The sequence below is a fragment of the Bradyrhizobium sp. 44 genome, from assembly GCF_023073095.1.
Classification (GTDB): Bacteria; Pseudomonadota; Alphaproteobacteria; order Rhizobiales; family Xanthobacteraceae; genus Bradyrhizobium.
The window spans coordinates 645553-667799 of record NZ_JADPIY010000008.1 but is presented as its reverse complement, the minus strand read 5'-3'; the positions used below and the strand labels follow the sequence as shown (position 1 = coordinate 667799).

The window sequence follows — 22247 nt, the reverse complement described above, 5'->3', positions numbered from 1 at the left end:
AAATCATAACACCGGACCGGCGCCACTGATGTTCGAATTCGCGACAATCGCTCTTCGCGGCCTGCTGGCCGCTGCAATTTCTCTTGCGGCGCTGACTGCGCGCGATGCTACCGCGGCCGAAACCGCCGCGCCCTCCATTGCAATCCACTTCACCTTCGACCGCCCGATCGATGCGAGCATGGCGCCGTTCTTTCTTGCCGCAAAGGACGGCAGCTTCGGAGCCGAGCGTCTCAACGTCTCCTTTAGCAGCGCCGCCGGATCGCCGGAGGCGCTTGCGCGCGTCGCCAAGGGCGACAGCGAGCTCGCGCTCGTCGACATCAACGAGCTGATCCGCTTCCGCGACAAGGATGCGACACCGGTCAAGGCGGTGTTCGTGCTGTTCAACCGCGCGCCCTACGCGATCGTCGCCCGCAGGAGCCGTGGCATCCACCTCCTGCCCGACCTGGACGGCAAGACCGTCGGCGTTGCCGATAGCGATCTGTCGATGCGGCTGTGGCCGGCACTGGCGCAGCAGAACGGCATCAACACGGCTCACGTGAAATTCCACAAGATCAGCGCCGCGGTGCGCGAGCCGATCCTCTCCGCGGGACAGGTCGATGCCGTCGCCGGCTTCAGCTATCTCTCGGCAGTGAACCTGCGCGACCGCGGCGTACCAGGCGGCGATCTCGTCGCGCTTCGCTATGCCGACTATGGTTGCGAGGCCTATGGCTTTGCCGTCGTGGTCAACCCGGTTTTCGCCGCGGCCAAGCCGGACACCGTGAAGGGCTTCGTCCGCGCATTGATCGCCGGCATCAACGCGACCATCAAGGAGCCGGCGCGTGCGGCGGACGAGGCCGCGAGCCGCATTGAGGACGGCGACCGCGATCTTGAGCTGGAGCGCCTGCGCACCGTCCTCGTCGACAACATCCTGACCGACGAGGTCCGTCGCAACGGCCTCGGCGACATCGACCCGGCGCGCATGGATCGCGCGATCGACCAGATCGGGCAGGATTTCAAATTCCGCAAACGGCCGGCGGCGGGCGACATCTTCGACGGCGGGTTCTTGCCGCCCGTTGCAGGGCGGTTGATCAACTGAGCAAAACCGACAGCTTCCGCTATATCTCGCAGCCGATCCCTGATTAGAGTATGGGCTCACTCCGTTCGATCCGCCCGAGCTCCCCGCCCATGCCCATTCTCCGCCTTTACACCCGCGTTCTCGAGCTGCTCGGCAAGGAGGCACGACTGGGCTGGCTGCTCGCGGTCGTCAATCTCCTGCTTGCGGGCTCGCAATTCGCCGAACCGGTGCTGTTCGGCCGGATCGTCGATGTGCTCTCGGGCAAGACGGTCGCAGGCTCCAACTCGGCCTGGCCGTTCCTGGTTGCATGGGTCGCGTTCGGGCTGTTCACCATCGCCTGCAGCGCGGTCGTAGCGTTGCAGGCCGACCGGCTCTCCCACCGCCAGCGGCAGGCGGTCCTGACGGACTATTTCGAGCACATCATGCAGCTGCCGCTGACCTTCCATTCGGGCACCCATTCGGGCCGGTTGATGAAGGTGATGCTGAACGGCACAGATGCGCTGTGGCGATTATGGGTCGGCTTCTTTCGAGAGCATTTTGCCGCGATCCTCTCGGTCGTGGTGCTGCTGCCGCTGTCGCTCTACCTGAACTGGCGGCTTGCAATCCTGCTGTTCGTGCTCTGCATCGTCTTCACCGCGCTGACCACCTTCGTGGTGCGCAGAACTTTCGGCATGCAGATGGAGGTGGAGGAGCACTACAGCGAGCTCTCCGCGCGCGCTTCCGACGCCCTTGGCAATGTCGCGCTGGTGCAGAGTTTCGTGCGCATCGATTCCGAGGTGAAGGGCCTGCGTTCCGTCGCCGACGAGTTGCTAGCGGCGCAAATGCCGGTGCTGTCGTGGTGGGCCCTCGTCACCGTCATCACGCGCGCCTCCACTACGATCACTGTGCTCGCGATCTTCACTTTCGGCATCGCGCTGCACGACCAGGGGCTGACCTCGGTCGGCGAGATCGTGATGTTCGTGAGCTTCGCGACGCTTCTGATCCAGAAACTGGAGCAGGTCGTGAGCTTCATCAACAACGTGTTCATGGAAGCCCCGCGCCTGCGCGAGTTCTTCAACGTGCTCGATGCGGTGCCTGCGGTGCACGACCGGCACGACGCGATCGATGCGGGTCGGCTCTCCGGCCTCGTCGAATTCAACGACGTCACCTTCTCCTATGATGGCAAGCGGCCGGCGGTCGAGGACCTCTCCTTCACCGCGCTTCCCGGCCAGACCATCGCGCTGGTCGGCGCAACCGGCGCCGGCAAGTCGACGGCGATTGCGCTGCTGCATCGCGCCTTCGATCCACAGTCCGGCTTCATCAGGATCGACGGCATGGACGTGCGCGGGGTGACGCTGACATCGCTGCGGCGGAACATCGGCGTGGTCTTTCAGGAGGCGCTGCTCTTCAACCGCTCGATCGCGGAGAATTTGCGCGTCGGCAAGCCGGACGCCACCGAGGCCGAGATGCGCAAGGCGGCGGAGCGCGCGCAGGCGCTCGAATTCATCGAGCGCAGCGGCGGCTTCGAGACCAATGCCGGCGAGCGCGGCCGCATGCTGTCCGGCGGCGAGCGCCAGCGGCTGTCGATCGCCCGCGCACTGCTGAAGGATCCGCCGATTCTGATCCTGGACGAGGCGACCAGCGCACTCGACGCCGTCACCGAGGCGAAGGTGAATACCGCTCTCGACGAAGTGATGAAGGGCCGCACCACCTTCGTGATCGCCCATCGTCTCTCCACCATCCGCAATGCCACGCGCATCCTGGTGTTCGAGAACGGGCGTGTGATCGAAAGTGGAACTTTCGATGAACTCGTGGCCAAAGGCGGCCATTTCGCCGACCTCGCCAGGGCTCAGTTCATGGTTCAGGAGAACGCACGGGCCAGCGTGACAGCGGCTGAGGCTGCCGCGACGGCCGCCAAGTCATCTTAGCAAGTCGCCTTGGCAAGTCGCCTTGGCAAGTCCCCATCATATCGTCGAAATTCGGCCCATTTCATTGCGGAATACCCCGCTGATGCCCCTATTCCCGACGCACCAGCCGGTATAGGTTTGCGGCGCCGCAAGCGGCGGCGCTGGATTTCAGAACCGAACATCAGATCACGAGAGCCGACCGGAACCGGCGGGTCTCCAAGGACCGGAATCGGATAGTGCACGCTCTTCGCCCGCTGCTTCGTCAATCCCTGTTCAACCTGTTCGCCGCGACACTCGCCTGCGGCGCATTGCTCGCGCCGCGCGCGGCGGGCGCCGAAGCGCTGCTTCTGATCGAGGCCGATAGCGGCAAGGTGTTGCAGGCGGAAAACGCGACCATTCCCTGGTATCCGGCTTCCGTCACCAAGATCATGACCGCCTATGTGACGCTGAAGGCGGTCAAGGACGGCAAGCTCACGCTCGACACAATCCTCACGGTGTCGCCGACCGCAGCCTCGCAGTCGCCCTCGAAGATGGGGTTCCGCCCAGGAACGCAGCTTACCGTCGACAACGCACTCAAGATGATGATGGTGAAATCGGCGAACGACATGGCCGTCGTGCTCGCCGAAGGCGTCGGCGGTTCGATCGACGGCTTCTCGGCGCTGATGAACGACACTGCGCAGAAGCTCGGCATGACGCAGACGAGCTACGTCAATCCGAACGGCCTGCCCGCCGACGGACAGATCACCTCCGCGCGGGATCTCGGCATTCTCGCGCGCTCGTTCCTGCGCGACCTGCCCGAGTACGAGTATTTCGTGCATATTCCGGCAATCCGCTTCGGCAAGCGCGTCACTGGCAATTTCAACAAGCTGATCGGCCGCTATCCCGGCGCCGACGGTTTCAAGACCGGCTTCATCTGCGCCTCCGGTTACAACCTCGTCGCATCGGCCACCCGCAACGGCCGCCGGCTGATCGCCGTCGTGCTGGGCGCCAACTCCGGGACCGCGCGCGCGGTGAAGGCGGCGCAGCTGCTGGAGCGCGGCTTCTCGCAAGACAATCTCACCTGGCTCCGGCCCTCGCTCGGCACCGTGGACAAGCTGGTGCCGGTCGACGCCTCGCCGCCGAACCTGCGTGACGACATGTGCGGCGGCCATCGCAAGCGGCCGGCCAGCGACGATGACGACGCACTGATCGCGACCAATGGCGGCACGTCCGGGTCCGCCTCGGCCACGGGCGGCGAAGCTCAGGTCACCTTCTTCACGGCCGGGCTTCAGCCGCCGCTGATGAAGGCCTCCGAGCTGATGGCCTCGGCCCCGGCGGCGGCCGAGCCCGTGCTGGTGTATACCGGCCCGACCCGCACCGGGACCGCCCTGATCGCGGCGGTCGCGGCCGATGCCGACCAGCAGGCCACGCCAAAGCCGCGTGGCAAGAAGTCGCGCGTCGCCAAAAAGCCCGACGCGGCAGACAAGCCGAAGGATGCCAAGACGGCGGCGGCAAAGCCCGACAGCAAGCCGGTGGCGGCCGCCAAGCCGGCCGACGGCAAATCCGCAACCAAGCCGGCCGGTACCAAGCATGCCGCAGCCAAGCCCGATGCGGCGGCAAAGCCTGCGGCCAGCGGCGAGCAGGCGGCCAAGCCCGCCAAACCCAAGGCCGCGACCAAGCCCGCCAAGCCGGCCAACAACAGTTAACGGCCGACGCGAGCCGAGACCGCTTCGCAGTTGCGGCAGCGCCATTGCGAGGATTCCGGTAGCCACTCCCTGACGTTTGTCCTAAGGCTCGACCGCTTGCCACCCGTTCCGGCAGGCTCGATACTGACGGCAATGAGGCAAGCCCGAGACACAACGGGCTCTGGTCAATGAGGGGAGTTTCCATGGAGCGCATCTGGCTTAAGCAATATCCGCCCGGCGTCCCCGCCGATATCGAGCCGACGCAATATTCATCGCTGGTCGACCTTCTGGAGGAGAGCTTCGCCAAGTTCGCCGACCGCAAGGCGTTCATCTGCATGGACAAGTCGATCAGCTATCGCGACCTCGACCAGATGTCGCTGGCGATGGCGTCCTACCTGCAAGGACGAGGCCTGCAACGCGGCGCCCGCGTCGCGATCATGATGCCGAACGTGCTGCAATATCCGGTCGCGACCGCGGCCGTGCTGCGCGCCGGTTTCGCCGTGGTCAATGTCAATCCGCTCTACACGCCACGCGAGCTCGAGCACCAGCTCAAGGATTCCGGCGCCGAAGCCATCATCGTGCTGGAGAATTTCGCCCACACCGTCGAGCAGGTGATCGCGAAGACACAAGTCAAGCACGTCATCGTCGGCAGCATGGGCGACCTGCTCGGCTTCAAGGGCGTGATCGTCAATCTGGTCGTCCGCCGCGTCAAGAAGATGGTGCCGGCCTGGTCGCTGCCGGGCGCGGTGTCCTTCAACGACGCGATCTCCGCCGGTCGCTCTCTGGCCTTCAACAAGCCGAAGCTGTCGCCCGGCGACGTCGCCTTCCTGCAATATACCGGCGGCACCACCGGCGTGTCCAAGGGTGCCACCCTGCTTCATCGCAACATCGTCGCCAACGTCCTGCAGAACGACGCCTGGCTGCAGCCAGCGATGGCCGCGCCGCCACATGTCGATCAACTCATGGTCGTCTGCGCGCTGCCGCTCTATCACATCTTCGCGCTGACGGCCTGCTACCTGCTCGCGGTGCGCGCCGGCGGCTGCAATCTCCTGATCCCCAATCCGCGCGACATCCCGGGCTTCATCAAGGAATTGGCGAAGTACCAGGTCAACAACTTCCCGGCTGTGAACACGCTCTACAACGGCCTGATGCACCATCCCGACTTCAAGAAGCTCGACTTCTCCAAGCTGAAGATCTCGAACGGTGGCGGCATGGCGGTGCAGCGTCCGGTCGCCGAGCAGTGGAAGGCGATCACGGGCTGCTCCATCGCCGAAGGCTACGGCCTGTCGGAGACATCTCCGACGCTGACCTGCAACACCACGACCGATCCCGAGTTCAACGGCACCATCGGCATCCCCGTGCCCTCGACCTGGATCTCGATCCGCGACGACGACGGCAACGAGATGCCGCTCGGCCAGCCCGGCGAGATCTGCGCCAAGGGCCCGCAGGTGATGTCGGGCTACTGGAACAGGCCGGAGGAGACCGCCAAGGTGATGACTGCGGACGGCTATTTCCGCACCGGCGACATCGGCATCATGGACGAGAGGGGCTACACCAAGATCGTCGACCGCAAGAAGGACATGATCCTGGTCTCCGGCTTCAACGTCTATCCGAACGAGATCGAGGAAGTGATCGCGAGCAACCCCGGGGTGCTCGAATGCGCCGTCATCGGCATTCCCGATTCCAAGTCGGGAGAGGCGGTGAAGGCGTTCGTGGTCAAGAAGGACCCGAACCTCACGGCGGAGGCCCTGGTCAAGTTCTGCCAGGAGCAGCTGACCGGCTACAAGGTGCCCAAGCACATCGAATTCCGTACCGATCTGCCGAAGACTAACGTCGGCAAGATCCTGCGCCGGCAGCTGCGCGACGAGAAGAAGGCGGAGGCGGCGTAAGCGCCTCTTTCGTTCATGACCGACGACAGCAACATCAGTCCGGCCGGCATCCTCGCCTTCTGGCGCGAGGCCGGCTGCGATGCCTGGTACGAGCGCAATGACGCCTTCGACGTTGAGGTCAGGCGCCGCTTTCTCGCGCTGTGGCAGAAGGCGGTCGCCGGCGAGCTCTTGTCATGGGAGGCGACCGACGAGGGCGCACTCGCGCTCGTCATCGTGCTCGACCAGTTTCCGCGCAACATGTTTCGCGGCACGTCGCAGGCCTTTGCCAGCGACGCTTTGGCGCGCGACGTCGCCCGCCGCGCCATTGCGCGGGGTGCAGATCAAAGGATCGACCCGGTCCTGCTCGAATTCCTCTATTTGCCCTTCATGCATTCCGAGCACCTGCCCGATCAATTGCACTGCGTCGCGCTGTTTCAAAACACCGACAATGCTGAAAACCTGAAATACGCGCGGGAGCACGCCGACATCATCCGGCGGTTTGGCCGCTTCCCCCACCGCAACCGTCTGCTCGGCCGCGACACCACGCCGGACGAGCAGGCCTTCCTCGACGGCGGCGGGTTCGCCGGCTGATGACATAAAGGTGAAGGTCCCGCCCTCACCGCCTCCGGGTCACTATCCGTGCCGGCAATATTGTGCAGGCCCGCCGCACGGTCTAAAAAGCGGGACCGATTTTCAGGGAGACTGACGATGGCGATCCAGACTGGCGACAAGCTGCCCGAGGCGAAATTCCGCGTGATGACGGCGGAAGGCCCGCAGGTGAAGACCACCGACGATATCTTCAAGGGCAAGAAAGTGGCGCTGTTCGCGGTGCCCGGCGCCTATACCGGCACCTGCCACAAGATGCATCTGCCGAGCATCTTCCTCAACGCCTACGCCCTGAAGGACAAGGGCGTCGACACCATCGCCATCGTCTCCGTCAACGACGCCTTCGTCATGAACGCGTGGAAGCGCGACACCGACCAGCGCGACGAGGCCATCTTCCTGGCCGACGGCAATGCCGACTTCGCCAAGGCGATTGGCATGGAGCTCGACGCCTCCGGCAACGGTCTCGGCATCCGCTCCAAGCGCTATTCGATGCTGGTCGAGGACGGCGTGGTCAAGAAGCTGAACCTCGAGGCGATGCCGGGCAAGGTCGAAGTGTCCGGCGGCGATACTCTGCTCGGGCAGCTGTAAGCGGCCACCGCTTTCAGCCACAAACGACACTGTCATGCCCCGCGAAAGCGGGGCATCCAGTATTCCAGAGACAGTTGTTGTTAAATCGAGAGGCCGCGGCGTACTGGATCGCCCGCCTTCGCGGGCGATGACAGTTGAGACTGGAGCGCCGACCGCGCGCTACTCCGCCACCCGTGCCTGCAACCGCGCCTTCACAATCCCGTCGCGCGCGAGCTGATCGGCGCGTTCGTTCTCGGGATGCCCTGCATGGCCCTTGACCCAGTGCCAGCGCACGTCATGAGCCTTCAGCGCGGCATCGAGGCGCTGCCATAGCTCGACATTCTTCACCGGCTTCTTGTCGGCGGTGCGCCAGCCGTTGCGCTTCCAGCCGTGGATCCAGCCGGTGATGCCCTGACGGACATATTGGCTGTCGGTATAGAGATCGACGGTGCACGGCTTCTTCAGCGCTTCCAACGCGGAGATCGCCGCCATCAATTCCATCTGGTTGTTGGTGGTGTGGCGCTCACCACCGTTCAGTTCTTTTTCCTTGTCGCCGAACTTCAGGATCGCGCCCCAGCCGCCGGGCCCCGGATTTCCCGAGCAGGCGCCGTCGGTGTAGATCGTGACAATCGGAAGCTCGCTCACGCCATCAGCCCCGACGGCATCAGCCCGTAGTCGCGCACGCTGGAAACGCTCTGGTGGAAGCGCAGCTTGCGGACATATTCCAACGGATCCTTCGGCTTGACCAGCGCGCCGGGCGGAACGTTGAGCCAGTCGACCAGCCGCGTCAGCAGGAAGCGGATCGCAGCTCCGCGCGCGAGCAGCGGCAGCGCTGCCTCTTCCGCCTCGGCCAGCTTTCGCACGCGGCCATAGGCATTGAGGAAGGCCCGCGCCTTGGTGACGTTGAAGGAATGATCCGGCTCGAAGCACCAGGCGTTGAGGCAGATCGCGACGTCATAGGCGAGCCAGTCATTGCAGGCGAAGGTGAAGTCGATGATCCCCGAGAGCTTGTCACCGAGAAAGAAGACGTTGTCGTTGAAGAGGTCGGCGTGGATCACGCCTTCGGGCAGCTGCGTCGGCCAGACGCCACTCTCGAAGTAGTCGAGCTCGTGGCCCAGGAACGCGCGCAGGCCGGGCTGCACCTCGTCGGCCCGCTGTGACGCGGCATCGAACAGCGGCCGCCAGCCCGGGACCGACAGCGCGTTCGCACGCCTGATCGCGAAATTCGCACCTGCCAGATGCATCCTGGCGAGCCCCTCGCCGACGCCGGCGCAATGGGCCGCGCTCGGCTTGCGCGGCCAGACGCCTTCGAGAAAGGTGATGATGGCGGCGGGCCGGCCCGACAGCTCGCGCAACGCCTCGCCGTCCGTTCCCTTCACCGGCAGCGGGCAGTTGACGCCGTGCTCGGCCAGATGCGTCATCAGCGCGAGGAAGAACGGCAGATCGTTCTTCGCCACGCGCTTCTCATAGAGCGTGAGGATGAACGACCCCTTGGTCGTATGCAGCAGGAAGTTGGAATTTTCGACGCCCTCGGCGATGCCCTTGTAGGAGAGCAGCTCGCCGAGATCGTATTGGTTGAGGAAGTCCGCAAGCTCGTCGGCGGCAACGTCGGTGTAGACCGCCATGAAGGTCTACTCGGCGGCGGCTTCGGGGCGCACCTGGCGCGGCAGCGGGAAGAACTCGTTCTCTTCCGCGGCCGAGACCGTCTCCACATGCAGCGTGAAGCGCTCGGCGAACGCGTCCATGATCTCCTCGACGATCACTTCCGGTGCCGAGGCGCCCGCGGTGATGCCGAGGCTGGTGATGTTCTCGAACCGCTTCCAGTCGATTTCGGTCGCGCGCTGCGCCAGCACGGCGATCGGGCAGCCCTCACGCTCGGCGACCTCACGCAGGCGCTGCGAGTTCGACGAGTTCGGCGCGCCGACCACGATCAGGGCATCGACCACCGGCGCCACCTTCTTCACCGCGAGCTGGCGGTTGGTGGTGGCGTAGCAGATGTCTTCCTTGTGCGGCCCGTTGATGTTCGGGAAGCGCTCCTTCAGCAGCGCCACGATCTCCGCGGTGTCGTCGATCGACAGCGTGGTCTGGGTCACGAAGGCGAGGTTGTTCGGGTCCTTCGGGGCGATGGTCTTCGCGTCCTCGGCGGTCTCGATCAGGGTCACGGCGCCGGTCGGGAGCTGGCCGAGCGTGCCCACCACCTCCGGATGATGGGAATGGCCGATCAGGAAGATCTCGCGGCCGCGCTTGAAATGGATCGCGGCCTCGCGGTGCACCTTGGTGACCAGGGGACAGGTCGCATCCAGCGAGAACAAATTGCGGGACGTGGCGTCGGCCGGAACCGATTTCGGCACGCCATGGGCCGAGAACACCACCGGCGCGGTGGTGTTTTCCGGGATCTCGGCGAGTTCCTCGACGAAGATCGCGCCCTTCTTCTTCAACCCATCGACGACGTATTTATTGTGCACAATCTCATGGCGAACATAGACGGGGGCACCGTATTTATCGAGCGCCCGTTCCACGGTGTCGATCGCCCGGACCACCCCGGCGCAGAAGCCACGGGGAGAACAAAGCACGATCTTGAGGTCTGGTTTGGCTGACATTGAGCGATCTCGGGACCGAATCACCTCGCCAGAGGGGCGGGAAGCGGTCGATGAATGAATAGGGCTTGGGTGCGGTCTTACAGCGACTTCAGAGGGAATTGGGCCCCCTTTCGGGCGCTGTCAAGGCACTATCTATAGCAGAACCATTGCGTGGCTACCCCCTCCGGGCTTATATAGCGCGAATTCCCAGTCATCGCTGATGACCACCGGTTTCGCCTCCAAAGGGGTGGGCGAAGCACAAAGGAGATTTGCCATGAGCAACGCACCTCTGATGCCCAAGGCGACCGCCGTCTGGCTGCTCGACAACACCGCGCTGACCTTCGATCAGGTCGCCGATTTCACCAAAATGCACCCCCTCGAGGTGCGCGCGATCGCCGATGGCGACGCCGCCCAGGGCATCAAGGGCATGGATCCCCTCTCCAACGGCCAGCTGACCCGCGAGGAGATCGAGAAGGGCGAGAACAACCCGGACTACCGGCTCCGCCTCCAGGAGAGCAAGGTGGTGCTGCCGCCGCAGCCCAAGCGCAAGGGCCCGCGCTACACCCCGGTCTCGCGCCGCCACGAACGCCCGAGCGCCATCCTCTGGCTGCTGCGCAACCATGCCGAGCTCAAGGACGCCCAGATCATGCGCCTGGTCGGCACGACCAAGAGCACGATCGCCAGCGTCCGTGATCGCACCCACTGGAACACCTCCCAGCTGACGCCGATTGATCCCGTCACCCTCGGCCTCTGCTCGCAGATCGAACTCGATTTCGAGGTCGCGCGCGCGGCCAAGGAAAAGCCGATCGACGCGGCCTATGGCGGCGCCACCCTGCTGCCGGCCTCCGAAACCACCAAGAAGGACGAGTACGAACCCGCGGAGAGGTCCAGCGACGATCTCAACGTCGATGCCGTGTTCGCCAAGCTGAAGACACTCGGCGGCAAGAAGCAGGACCAGGAGGAGGAGTAATCCTTCGTCTTCAGTCGTCATCGAATGCAAGCGCGGCGGGGAAACCCGCCGCTTTTTTTGTGTGACGCAAGAAGCTTCAGCAACCGCGTCATTGCGAGCGCAGCGAAAAGCAATCCAGATTGTCTCGACGGGGAGATCCTGGATTGCTTCGCTGCGCTCGCAATGACGGATAAGTGGAAAGCAGCCTCTACGGCCGGTCCGGATGGTTCAGCATGTATTCGCCGAGATCGCGCTGGCGGCGGTCGGCGCGGGTGGTCGCGGAACTGCGCTGGACGTCGCGGTCCTTGCGGCAGGCTACGTATTCGGGCGAGCCGGCCGCATAGCCGCGGCTCTGGCAGACCGCGTCGTCATCGTCGCCGCCCATGGCCACCGGCGTCTGGTAGCGCGCGGAGCAGGCGGAGAGAATGAGGCCCGCAAATGCAATCGCTAGAAACGGCTTCGAATTCATGGCAGGCCCTTCATCCTCAGGGTGAGGAGCCCGCGCAGCGGGCGTCTCGAACCATGCAGGCCAAGCTGCAGCAGCGGGGCCTTTCATCCTTCGAGACGCGCGCAAGCGCGCTCCTCAGGATGAGGATTGAGCGGAAAAATGCGGCCTATTCAAGCCCCATTGCAAACCTCACACCCGCCCCTTCAGCGCATCGCCGATCTCGTCCAGCACCTTGGGGTCCTCGATCGTCGCCGGCATGGTCCAGGCTTCACCATCTGCGATCTTCTTGATGGTGCCGCGCAAGATCTTTCCGGATCGCGTCTTGGGCAGGCGGCCGACGGTGATGGCGAGCTTGAACGCGGCAACGGGACCGAGCTTGTCGCGCACCAGCGCGACGATCTCCTTCTCGATCTCGGCGGGGGCCCGCTTCACGCCCGCCTTGAGCACCAGGAAGCCGCAGGGTACCTCGCCCTTGATCGCGTCCTTGACGCCGAGCACGGCGCATTCGGCGACATCGGGATGCGAAGCCAGGATCTCTTCCATGCCGCCGGTGGAGAGCCGATGGCCGGCGACGTTGATGATGTCGTCGGTGCGGCCCATGACGAAGATATAGCCATCTTCGTCCTTATAGCCGGCATCCGACGTTTTGTAGTAGCCGGGGAATTCGGTGAGATAGGCTTCCTTGAAACGTTCGTCCTGATTCCAAAGCGTCGGCAGGCAGCCCGGCGGCATCGGCAGCTTGATGACGATCGAGCCCATGGTGTTCGGGCCGACCGGCTTTGCCGCTTCGTCGACCACGTCGACCTGATAGCCCGGCATCGGCACCGTCGGCGAGCCGTGCTTCACCGGCAGCTGGCCTAAGCCGACCGGATTGCCGGCGATGCACCAGCCGGTTTCGGTCTGCCACCAATGGTCGATCACAGGCACTTTCAACTGCTGCTCCGCCCATTCCACCGTTGGCGGATCGGCGCGCTCGCCAGCCAGGAACAGCGTACGGAAGGTCGAGAGGTCGTATTGCCGGATGAATTTTCCTTCCGGATCTTCTTTCCGGATCGCGCGGAATGCGGTCGGCGCAGTGAAGAAGGCGACAGCTTTGTGCTCGCTGATCACGCGCCAGAATGCGCCGGCATCGGGCGTGCCGACCGGCTTGCCCTCATACATGATCGAGGTCGCGCCGTGCAGCAGCGGGCCGTAGACGATGTAGCTGTGGCCGACCACCCAGCCGATGTCGGAGCCGCACCACCAGACCTCACCCGGCTTGACGCCATAAAGGTTGAACATGGACCATTTCAACGCGACGAGATGGCCGCCATTGTCGCGCACGACGCCCTTGGGAATGCCGGTCGTGCCCGACGTATAGAGAATGTAGAGCGGATCGGTAGCGGCGACGGGCACGCAAGGCGCCTGCTTGCCGTCGTTCATCGCCTTGCGGCGCAGGCCCGCCCAATCATAGTCGCGACCGGGCGTCAGGGCGCAGACGAGCTGCGGACGTTGCAGCACGATGCAGGCCTTCGGCTTTGCGCCCGCAAGCCTGATCGCCTCGTCGAGCAGCGGCTTGTACTGCACGATCCGGCCGGGCTCGATGCCGCAGCTCGCCGACAGGATCAACTTTGGTTGGGCATCGTCGATGCGGGTGGCGAGCTCTTTCGCGGCAAAGCCGCCGAACACCACGGAGTGCACCGCGCCAATGCGCGCGCAGGCGAGCATCGCGACGACGGCCTCCGGTACCATCGGCATATAAAGGATGACGCGATCGCCCTTGGCGACGCCAAAATCCTGCATGATGGCGGCGAGGGCCTGCACTTCGGCCAGCAGTTCGGCGTAGGTGAATTTGGTGACGCTATTTGCCAGCGGCGAATCGTGGATCAGCGCGATCTGGTCGGCGCGGCCGCGTTCGACGTGGCGGTCGAGCGCGTTGTAGCAGGTGTTGACGACACCACCGCTGAACCAGCGGCCGTAGACGCCCTGCGAGGGATCGAAGAGCTTTTTCGGCGGCTCGATCCAGTCGATTTCCTTAGCCGCCTCGGCCCAAAAGCCCTCAGGTTCGGCCAGCGAGCGCGCATAAACCTCGTGATAGAGGCTCTTTCCGTCGACGTTCCCTCGGACGTTCATTCCCGCGCTCCCGTTCCCTTTATTCGCCTAGGCTTGACCTTGTGGCAGGACAAACGTCCCGCCATGACAGGGATCAAGTACCAGCCATGTTTGAGGGGTATTTTCCCGGGAACGGGCCGCGGTTCAAGCTGAAAAGAACAGTGCTCAGCTATCCATCGCATTGAGCCGCTGCAGCCGGTCCTGCATGACCTTCCTGAGATCATAGCCCGGGCGGCCGAAGCTCGTATTGCGGGTGGCGAGGAAGTCGCGTTGGGTGCGACGGAGCTCGCCGGCCGAGCGGGACCCGGCCGATTTCAGCACGCGCTCGTAGGTCTCGGCGATCTGGCGGTCGAGCACACCCAGTTGCGGATCGGCACAGATCACCTTCTCGACCTCGCGCTTCGCAGTGGCACAATCGAACGACGGGCCATTGCCGGAATTCGCAGCGAGCGGCCGCAGCGGCTCGCCGCCGAATTTCGCGATCTCCGCGATCATGGCGCGGCGTCCGGCGGCGGCGTTGTCATTGCCGGGATCGAGCCGCAGCGCGGTCTCGTAGTCGGCCAGCGCCTTCCTGCGTTCGCCCATCTTCTTGTAGAGCACGGCGCGGTTATTGTAGGTCTGCGCGAAATTCGGATCGAGTTTCAGCGCGGCCTCGTAATCGCTCAGCGCCGCGCCAAGCTCGCCCTTGAGGTGGTAGGAATCGCCGCGGTTTGTGAAGAAATTCGGCCGCGGTGCCAGCCGCAGCGCCTGATCGTAATCGGCAATCGCCTTGTCGTACTCGCCCATCGCGGCCAGCGACAGCCCGCGATTGTCGTAATATTCGGGCACCTTCGGATCGAGCCTGATCGCCTCGCCGTCGTCGGCAACCGCCTTGTCGAACTGGCCGAGCTTCTTGTAGGCGGCGCCACGATTGGTGTAGCTGCGCGGCCGGTTCGGATCGAGGCGCAACGCCTCGCTGAGATCGCGGATCGCCTTCTCGTTGTCGCCGCCGAGATAATAGGCCACGCCGCGGTCGGACCAGGCCTGTGCATTGTCAGGCTTCAGCTTGATCGCCTGGTCGTAATCGGCAAGCGCGCGGTCGAGCCGGCGCTGGTTGGTGTAGACCACGCCGCGCAGCTCGTAAGACTCGGAATCCTGCGGATCGAGCTCGATGGCCTTGCTGAGGTCCGCCGCGGCGCGGTTGAGATCGCCGCCGGCCTCGCGGAGGAGATCGCCGCGCAGGCGCCAGGCTTTTGCGTTCTTGCCATCGAGCGCAATGGCGCGATCGATATCTCGCAGCGCCTGCGTGAGGCCGCCCGAGGTCCGCGCATTGGCGTCGGCGCGCACCAGCAACGCCGCGGCGCGATCGGAGGATGGAATTGAGGTCTGGTCAATGGTGGCGCTGCAGGCCGGGATCAGCTCAGCCGGAGCGGCCTTGCTCCCCATCACGCAATCGACGCCGGCCGAGGCAGGGGCGACGAGGACGACGCTCATTGCCGCGGTGAGCAGGAGCGAGCGAAACGAGATTTTTGCAAACGAGAGCATTTGCGCGGAAGGATGCGTGCCGCACATGGCATAGGGCTCCGGGACATCAGGCTTTCACCATTGTCGCGGCGGGGACGCGATGGGTTCAAAATTGAGCCAGTCAGGGGCGCACCAGCGCCCTTCTCACGAGAAGTCGTCATGCCCGGGCTTGAGGTTGCGGAGGCCCTAAAGCTTCAATACCCGTCCACCCCGTTGAGCCGCTGCAGCCGCTTCTGCATTGCCTTCTTCAAATCGTACCCCGGCCGGCCGAACCCGGCGTTGCGGCGGGCGATGAAATCGTCCTGCTCGCGCTGAAGCGCCTTCGCTTCGCCTGCATTGCGGGCTTCGCGCAACACGCGCGCGTTGGCGGCAAAGACCTCACGGTCGAGATCAGCGAGCTCGCGGTTGGCGCAGATCGCCTTCTCGACGGGACGGCGCGCACCCTTGCAAATGAAGCTGGGCTTGCCCGCGACCGCCATCTGCGCGCCTATCCGCTCGATCTCGCGCGCCATCGCCTTGTGGTTGACCTTGGCCTTCTCGTGGTTCGGATCGATCTTCAATGCCGCGCCGAAATCCTGCACCGCCTTGGGCTTGTCACCCTTCCTCAGCCAGAGCTCGCCCCGCGCGTTGAAGATATCGGCGAGGCCGGAATCGAGCTCCAGGGCGCGGCTGTCGTCGGCGATCGCGCGGTCGACCTGATCATGCCGGGCATACAGCGCGCCGCGCGCGATCAGCGCCTTGATCAGGTCCGCCTTCGCCGTCTTCTCATTGTCGATCACGGCGGCGCAGGCCGTGACGGCCTTGTCGATATCGTCGGCTGCGGCGGCCGCGAGGCACGGCGCGATATCGACCTGCGGGACCGCGGCCGGTTCGCCGCCGGTCGCGGCATGAGCCACGACGAACGAGAGCGCGAAGAGCACCGCGGCGCCGGACCATTGAATGAGAAAACGCATGCTCGTCACAGTCGGAAAGTCTTGAGTTAAGGTCCGGGTTGAGGTCTTGCCTTGGGGCTGCACTATCCATCATACGGCCGGATTGGTGCTAGCTTGTGGCGCCGCTCAAATCGGTTCGGGGATCAACGTGTCGACATTCGAATGGATCATCGTGCTTCTGCTCGGCGCCGTTGGATTATCGGCGCTGGCGCGGCGGATCAAGGTCCCCTACCCGGCCTTTCTCGCGATCGGGGGTGCACTGATCGCCTTTGTGCCGTCGAGCCCGTCCTGGACGCTGGAGCCCGACCTGGCACTGGCTCTTTTTGTCGCACCGGTCCTGCTCGATGCCGCCTTCGACACCTCGCTGCGCGATCTCCGCAACAATTGGGTTCCGGTCTCCACCCTGGTCGTCGCCGCCGTCGGCCTGACCACGGCCGCTGTGGCCTACGTCGCGCACCGGCTGATGCCTGATATGCCCTGGGCCGCCGCGGTTGCGCTCGGCGCCATCGTGGCCCCGCCGGATGCGGCCGCCGCGGTTGCGATCCTGAGCCAGGTCAAGCTGCCTCATCGCATGGTGAAGGTCCTGGAAGGCGAGAGCCTGCTCAACGACGCGACCGCGCTCCTGATCTATCGCATCGCCGTCGGCACGGTTGCCACCGAGCATCTGGCATGGAGCCAGATCGCGCCGACCATGGCGCTGGCGCTGGTCGGCAGCGTCGTCGCGGGCCTGGTCGCAGGCCGCATCATCCCGCTGTTCATGGAACGCGTGAAGGAAGCGCCGAGCGCGATCATCGTGCAGTTCGCCACCACCTTCATGGTCTGGATTGCCGCCGAGCATCTCGGTCTCTCCGGCATCCTCACCATCGTGGTCTACGGCATCACCATCGCGCGCACGGCGGGGGCACGCATGCCGGCGCGGCTGCGGGTGCCTTCCTATGCGGTGTGGGAGACTATGGTGTTCGTGCTCAACGTGCTCGCCTTCATGCTGATCGGCATGCAGATGCGGCCGATCTGGACGCGCCTCGATGCAGACGTGCGCTGGGAATATTGCGTGGCCGCGGCCTGGATCCTGCTCACCGTGGTCCTGGTGCGCCTGGCCTGGATCACATTCTACCGCACGACGCTGCGCGCGCTGATCGCGCACGGGATCTATCACCCCAAGGATCCGAAGCAGGTCGCCTCGCCCAAGGGCGGCCTCATCATCTCCTGGTGCGGTATGCGCGGCCTCGTCACGCTTGCCACCGCCTTTGCCCTGCCGGAGAGCTTTCCGCATCGTGACTTCATCGTCTTCTCGGCGTTTGCCGTCGTGCTCGGCACGCTGGTCGTGCAGGGCCTGACGTTGCGGCCGCTGATCCTGGCGTTCGGCCTCAAGGACGACGATCCCGTCGGCATCGAGGTCGCGCGTGCCCGCGCCGTCGCCTATCGCGCGGCGCTCGACGCTATCGAGGACGATCCGTCGGAGGAAGCGGAAATCCTGCGGCTCGAATATCGCGCCATCCTGATGCAGGCCGACGACGATCCCCATGGCGGCATCACCAACGGCGAACTGCCCGCCGACCCGCTGCGCCGCCGTGGCATCGCGGCCGCGCGAAAGTCGATCTTCGACCTCCGCGCCAGGGAAGTGATCGGCGACGATGCGTTTCATCGGATCGAGGAAGAGCTCGATCGCGCGGAATTGAGCGCAGGGGGTTAAATCCCATCCCGACAAGTGCCCTGCACAGGTGGCTAGGGGCTTGAACCAAACGCCGCCTCACCAGACTCATCCCTCATGACGACCGTGATCGACGACCGTCGTGTGCGCGCGCGAGATGCGTCGCCCGCACGATATTTCTATCTCCAAATGGCACTGGCCTGCGCGGCCACCGCTTTTCTCGGCTTCGCACCGACCTATTTTGTGCCGCTCGCGCAACGGACCTTGTCCGCAAGCCCCGTCATTCATTTCCACGGTCTGTTGTTCTTCACCTGGTCTCTCTATTTCGTGATCCAGACCTGGCTCGCCGCCTCAGGCCGCGTGGTCAATCACCGTGCGCTCGGCATCGCCGGCGTTTCGCTCGCGACCGCGATGACGATCTTCGGCTTCCTCGCCTCCGTTCATGTGATGCAGCATTCCGCGGCGCTCGGACAGAAAGAGGCCGGCATCGCCTTCGCGATCGTGCCGATGAGCGGGATCGCGTTCTTCGCTGGTGTATTCGTGCTCGCGATCATGAACACGCGAAAGCCGGAGATTCACAAACGCCTGATGCTGCTCGCCGCGGTCTCCATCCTCGATGCGGCGATCGCGCGCTGGTTTCTCACCTTCCTCGCGCCTCCGGGACCGCCCGGGCCGCCGCCGGTGCCCGTCACCATCGCGCCGGCCGTGGTCGCCTCGCTGCTGCTCGTCGTCGCCATGGTACGCGACTGGCGCACCGAAGGCCGGGTGCATCCGGTCTACATCACCGGCACGCTCGCGATGCTGGCGGTGAAGGTCCTGAATTGGCCGGTCAGCGAGACCGCGGCGTGGCATTCGTTTGCCGGCGGGATCCTGGCGCTGGCGCAATAAGGTTCAGCCGTCGTCCTGGCGAAGGCCAGGGCGGCGAGCAAGGAGCTACGCCCCCGCCTTGCACGTGATCCCGCCGTCCACCACGAGCTCGATCCCCGTTACATATTTCGCTTCGTCCGAGGCCAGGAACAGCGCGGCGTTGGCGACGTCGAAGGCGTCGCCCATGTGGCCCATCGGCACTTGCGCATCGCGCGCGCGCCACATCGCCTCGACGTCGCCCTTGGCATAGCTGTTCGCAAGACCTGCGGAATGTTCCACCATCGGCGTCTTCATCAGGCCGGGCAGGATCGCGTTGACGCGGACATGGTGGTGCGCAAACTCGATCGCGGTGGTGCGGGTCATCTGGTTCATCGCCGCTTTCGAAGTGCCGTACGTGACGTAGGAGATACCCATGTGGCGGATCGAGGCGATCGAGGAGATGTTGATGATGGAGCCGCCACCCTGTTTCACCATCACGGGGATGGCGTGCTTCATGGCGAAATAGGCACTCTTGAGGTTGACGCTGAAGACGCGGTCCCAGCTCTCCTCGGTCACTTCGACCACGCTGCCCATCTCGGCGATGCCGACATTGTTGTCGAGGACGTCGATGCGGCCGTAGGCCTTCAGGCACGCCGCGACCATCGCCTCGACCTCGCGCGCACGCGAGACGTCGGCCGTGAACGCGCTCGCCTTGCCGCCTTCGTCCGTGATGATCTTCACGGTCTCCTCGGCGGCTGCGCCGTTGCGATCGACGCAAAACACCTGCGCGCCCTCACGCGCAAAGGTGACCGCGGTGGCCTTGCCGTTGCCCCAACCCGGCCCGATCGAGCCGGCGCCCACCACCATCGCAACCTTGCCCTTGAGCCGACCCATCGCATTTCTCCTTTATTTTCTTGTAGCCCGGTTGGAGCGCAGCGTAATCCGGGAACGGCGGCCCCGGATTACGCTTCGCTCCATCCGGCTACGGATCTTTGCAGACGCTCATCTTTGTGACGTTAGCACCAATGGGATGACCGACAATCTCGGACAACGTCCGGCACTTGCCGTCGTGGCATAGCCGCCATTCGCCAGCTGCGCCCGAATTGCCCAGCACCACCTCCGGCATCGGCGCGCGCGCAGGCTTCCATTGAAACCAGCCGTCGACGAGGCGCGCCTCGGGCGGCGGCTCCATGCCGGGGCCGGTGCCCTTCACGCGTGCCTGCGTCAGTTCAAGCCCGGCGGGGGTGACGCGCCAGTCTTCCTGCCAGTCGACCTTCGCAATCGAATGCGTCCACACCAGCGTGAACGCGGACAGCGCCAGCGCCTTCACGCCTGAGGCTGTGACGAAGCAGAGGCTCACACCGCCTCGACCAGCGCCGGCGGACGCCGACGCCACTGCCACAGCACGATGGCCGCTGCGAGCAGGAAGCCCGCGGTGTCGCTGAACGGGAAGTCCCCGAGCAGGCAGAGCGCAGCACCGAGCGCGACCAGACGTTCGAGGAACGTCAGGCGCGTGAACAAAAAGCCGATCGCGACCATGCCGAACAGCGCGATCGCCACCATCGCCTTGAGAGTCGCCAATGCCACCGCGCCGTAGAAGCCGAGCTTGGCCGCCATGGGATCGCCGCCCTGCAGCATCAGCGCCGGCGAATAGACGAATATGAAGGGGATGACGTAGCCGGCGAGCGCGATGCGCATCGCCTCCCAACCGATCTTGTCCGGATTCTCCTTCGCGATCGGTGCTGCGGCTAACGCCGCCAGCGCCACCGGCGGCGAGAGGTCTGCCATGATGCCGTAATAGAACGCGAACATGTGGCTCGCGATCAGGGGCACGCCAAGCTTGGCCAGCGCGGGCGCCGCGAGCGCTGCCGTGATGATGTAGGTCGGAATGGTCGGGATGCCGGTGCCGAGCAGGATCGACAGCAGCATGGTCATGATCAGCGCCAGGAACAGGCTCTTCTCGCCGAGGCCGATCACCCAGCCGCCGAAGATGGTGCCGACGCCGGTCTGCGACATCATTCCGATGATGACGCCGACAATGGCGCAAGCCATGCCGACGGTGATGGCGGATTTCGCGCTTTCAGCCAGCGCATCGCGGCAGGCGCGCAGGGCGGAAAATCCACCGCGCACGAACGCAGTGACTACGATCAGCGCGACGACGACGCAGGCGACCGGCACGATCTGAAGGCCATCGCGCGAGAGCGCGGCGACGACGAGCGCGAGCCCGATCCAGAAGATATAGCGGATCGCCATCGAAGGCGCGCCCGTCGTGATGGCGGTGCCAAGGATCAGCGCCACCGTCAGCGCAAGGCCCATGCTGCCGGCATAGAGCGGCGTAAAGCCTTCGAACAGCATGTAGACCAGCGCCGCGAGCGGCAACACGAGGTACCAGCGCGTCACCAGCGCCTTCCAGGCGCTTGGAATCTCCGAGCGCTTCATGCCGGTGAGCCCGTGCTTGCCGGCTTCCAGATGCACCATCCAGAAGGCGGAGGCGAAATAGAGCATCGCGGGAATCGCCGCGGCTTTCACGATCTCCGAATATTGGACGCCGAGCGTCTCCGCCATGATGAAGGCAACCGCGCCCATCACCGGCGGCATGATCTGTCCGCCCATCGAGGCCGTCGCCTCGACGCCAGCCGCGAACGCGCGGCGATAGCCGAACCTGATCATCAGCGGAATCGTGAACTGGCCGACGGTGACGACGTTGGCGACGCCGGAGCCGGAGATCGTGCCCATCATGCCCGAGGCGAACACCGCGACCTTGGCCGGGCCGCCGCGGGTCCTGCCGAATAACCCAAGAGAAACGTCGGTGAAGAGTTGGATCATGCCGGCGCGCTCCAGGAACGAGCCGAACAAGATGAACAGGAAGATGTAGGTCGCCGAGACGTAGATCGGCACGCCGTAGAAGCCCTCGGTGCCGAACGACAGATGCGTGACGATCTGGTCGAAATCATAGCCGCGATGGTTGAGCGGCGACGGCAGATACTGGCCGAAGAACCAGTAGACGAGGCAGGCGCCGCACATCAGCGGGAGCGCCGCGCCCATCAGCCGCCGTGTGCCCTCGAAGATCAGGACGGCGAGCAGTGTGCCGACCACGAGATCGAGGCGCGTCGGATCGCCGTCACGTGCGATCAGATCCGCATAGAAGATCCATTGATAGAGCCCGCACAGAAAGCCGGCGCCGCCGATCAGCCAGCCGATCGCACGGCCGAAATCGCTTTTGGCGGTGAAGTTGCCGATCAGGCCAAAGGTGAGAAGAATTAGGAAGCCGACATGGACGCCGCGCACCACCTGGCTCGGCAGATAGTTGAAGGCCGCGACATAAAGCTGGAAGGTCGCGAAGGCGATGCCGATCCAATAGGCGAGCGTGCCCCACCAGCCCGGGCCAAAGCCTTCTGGAAAACCGTGCTCGAAATTGTCGAACTCGACCTTGATGGGCGCTTCGCTGCCCTCTGCCTGCAACATCGATATGACCCCAACCGTCCAGCGCTTATAACATTGCACGACGCCTCCAGACCGTCATGCCCGGGCTTGTCCCGGGCATTCACGGACTTTCTCGCCTGCTCCTGGAACGTGGATGGCCGGGACAAGCCCGGCCATGAC

Annotated in this window: 19 protein-coding genes; 9 read left to right on the top strand and 10 right to left on the bottom strand. The window is 64.6% G+C overall.

Annotation, left to right across the window (positions count from 1 at the left end; genetic code table 11):
• The first annotated feature begins 28 nt into the window (after positions 1–28).
• The 6 genes from IVB41_RS05175 to IVB41_RS05150 all read left to right on the top strand — a co-directional run bounded on the left by IVB41_RS05175 (position 29) and on the right by IVB41_RS05150 (position 7666).
• A complete protein-coding gene (locus IVB41_RS05175) occupies positions 29–1075 on the top strand; it encodes an ABC transporter substrate-binding protein (protein WP_247427508.1) in 1047 nt (348 codons plus the stop codon).
• 89 nt (positions 1076–1164) lie between these two features.
• Positions 1165–2961 (top strand): glucan ABC transporter ATP-binding protein/ permease, encoded by a 1797-nt coding sequence (locus IVB41_RS05170; RefSeq protein WP_247427504.1) that lies wholly within the window; start codon positions 1165–1167, stop codon positions 2959–2961.
• A 215-nt stretch (positions 2962–3176) separates the two neighbouring features.
• Entirely contained in the window at positions 3177–4625 is a 1449-nt protein-coding gene (locus IVB41_RS05165) for a D-alanyl-D-alanine carboxypeptidase family protein (protein WP_027565671.1), read from the top strand.
• A 182-nt stretch (positions 4626–4807) separates the two neighbouring features.
• Positions 4808–6493, top strand: a complete 1686-nt coding sequence (locus IVB41_RS05160; RefSeq protein ID WP_027514214.1) for a long-chain fatty acid--CoA ligase — start codon at positions 4808–4810, stop codon at positions 6491–6493.
• Positions 6494–6508: 15 nt separating this feature from the next.
• Positions 6509–7063: a DUF924 family protein gene (locus tag IVB41_RS05155; RefSeq protein ID WP_247427500.1), complete on the top strand. Its 555-nt coding sequence runs from the start codon at positions 6509–6511 to the stop codon at positions 7061–7063.
• Positions 7064–7180: 117 nt separating this feature from the next.
• Positions 7181–7666 carry a peroxiredoxin gene (locus tag IVB41_RS05150; protein WP_027565673.1) on the top strand — a complete coding sequence of 162 codons (486 nt, stop codon included), beginning with the start codon at positions 7181–7183 and terminating at the stop codon, positions 7664–7666.
• A gap of 159 nt (positions 7667–7825) precedes the next feature.
• On the opposite strand, the gene rnhA is transcribed toward IVB41_RS05150, so the two are convergent.
• The 3 genes from rnhA to ispH are packed head-to-tail and all read right to left on the bottom strand — an operon-like array spanning position 7826 to position 10245.
• Positions 7826–8290, bottom strand: a complete 465-nt coding sequence (gene rnhA, locus IVB41_RS05145) for a ribonuclease HI (RefSeq protein ID WP_007597503.1) — start codon at positions 8288–8290, stop codon at positions 7826–7828.
• A complete protein-coding gene (locus IVB41_RS05140) occupies positions 8287–9270 on the bottom strand; it encodes a homoserine kinase (protein ID WP_247427496.1) in 984 nt (327 codons plus the stop codon). Before IVB41_RS05140 ends, rnhA begins: the two co-directional genes overlap by 4 nt.
• A 6-nt stretch (positions 9271–9276) precedes the next feature.
• The gene (ispH, locus tag IVB41_RS05135) at positions 9277–10245 is read right to left on the bottom strand and encodes a 4-hydroxy-3-methylbut-2-enyl diphosphate reductase (RefSeq protein WP_007597506.1); all 969 of its coding nucleotides are present in this window, start codon (positions 10243–10245) and stop codon (positions 9277–9279) included.
• A 253-nt stretch (positions 10246–10498) separates the two neighbouring features.
• Here ispH and IVB41_RS05130 point away from each other — a divergent pair, with 253 nt between their 5' ends.
• Positions 10499–11194: a DUF1013 domain-containing protein gene (locus IVB41_RS05130; protein WP_027565675.1), complete on the top strand. Its 696-nt coding sequence runs from the start codon at positions 10499–10501 to the stop codon at positions 11192–11194.
• Positions 11195–11381: 187 nt separating this feature from the next.
• Here the strand turns inward: IVB41_RS05130 and IVB41_RS05125 are convergent, their stop codons facing one another.
• The 4 genes from IVB41_RS05125 to IVB41_RS05110 form a co-directional block, all read right to left on the bottom strand.
• Positions 11382–11642, bottom strand: coding sequence for a hypothetical protein (locus IVB41_RS05125; RefSeq protein WP_018453135.1), 261 nt, complete (start codon positions 11640–11642; stop codon positions 11382–11384).
• Positions 11643–11810: 168 nt separating this feature from the next.
• The gene (locus IVB41_RS05120) at positions 11811–13733 is read right to left on the bottom strand and encodes a propionyl-CoA synthetase (RefSeq protein WP_247285748.1); all 1923 of its coding nucleotides are present in this window, start codon (positions 13731–13733) and stop codon (positions 11811–11813) included.
• A 144-nt stretch (positions 13734–13877) separates the two neighbouring features.
• Positions 13878–15263: a tetratricopeptide repeat protein gene (locus IVB41_RS05115; protein ID WP_247427493.1), complete on the bottom strand. Its 1386-nt coding sequence runs from the start codon at positions 15261–15263 to the stop codon at positions 13878–13880.
• A gap of 146 nt (positions 15264–15409) precedes the next feature.
• Positions 15410–16168 carry a tetratricopeptide repeat protein gene (locus tag IVB41_RS05110; protein ID WP_247427488.1) on the bottom strand — a complete coding sequence of 253 codons (759 nt, stop codon included), beginning with the start codon at positions 16166–16168 and terminating at the stop codon, positions 15410–15412.
• A gap of 127 nt (positions 16169–16295) precedes the next feature.
• Here IVB41_RS05110 and IVB41_RS05105 point away from each other — a divergent pair, with 127 nt between their 5' ends.
• Positions 16296–17840: a sodium:proton antiporter gene (locus IVB41_RS05105; RefSeq protein WP_247427485.1), complete on the top strand. Its 1545-nt coding sequence runs from the start codon at positions 16296–16298 to the stop codon at positions 17838–17840.
• 75 nt (positions 17841–17915) lie between these two features.
• On the top strand, positions 17916–18686 hold the full coding sequence (locus IVB41_RS05100; protein WP_247427482.1) for a hypothetical protein: 771 nt from the start codon (positions 17916–17918) through the stop codon (positions 18684–18686).
• Positions 18687–18731: 45 nt separating this feature from the next.
• Here IVB41_RS05100 and IVB41_RS05095 read toward each other — a convergent pair whose 3' ends face one another.
• The 3 genes from IVB41_RS05095 to IVB41_RS05085 form a co-directional block, all read right to left on the bottom strand.
• A complete protein-coding gene (locus IVB41_RS05095) occupies positions 18732–19538 on the bottom strand; it encodes an SDR family NAD(P)-dependent oxidoreductase (protein WP_247427479.1) in 807 nt (268 codons plus the stop codon).
• Between the two features lie 88 nt (positions 19539–19626).
• Entirely contained in the window at positions 19627–20040 is a 414-nt protein-coding gene (locus IVB41_RS05090) for a DUF1850 domain-containing protein (RefSeq protein ID WP_247285741.1), read from the bottom strand.
• A complete protein-coding gene (locus tag IVB41_RS05085; protein ID WP_247427476.1) occupies positions 20001–22109 on the bottom strand; it encodes a TRAP transporter permease in 2109 nt (702 codons plus the stop codon). Before IVB41_RS05085 ends, IVB41_RS05090 begins: the two co-directional genes overlap by 40 nt.
• Positions 22110–22247 lie beyond the last annotated feature (138 nt).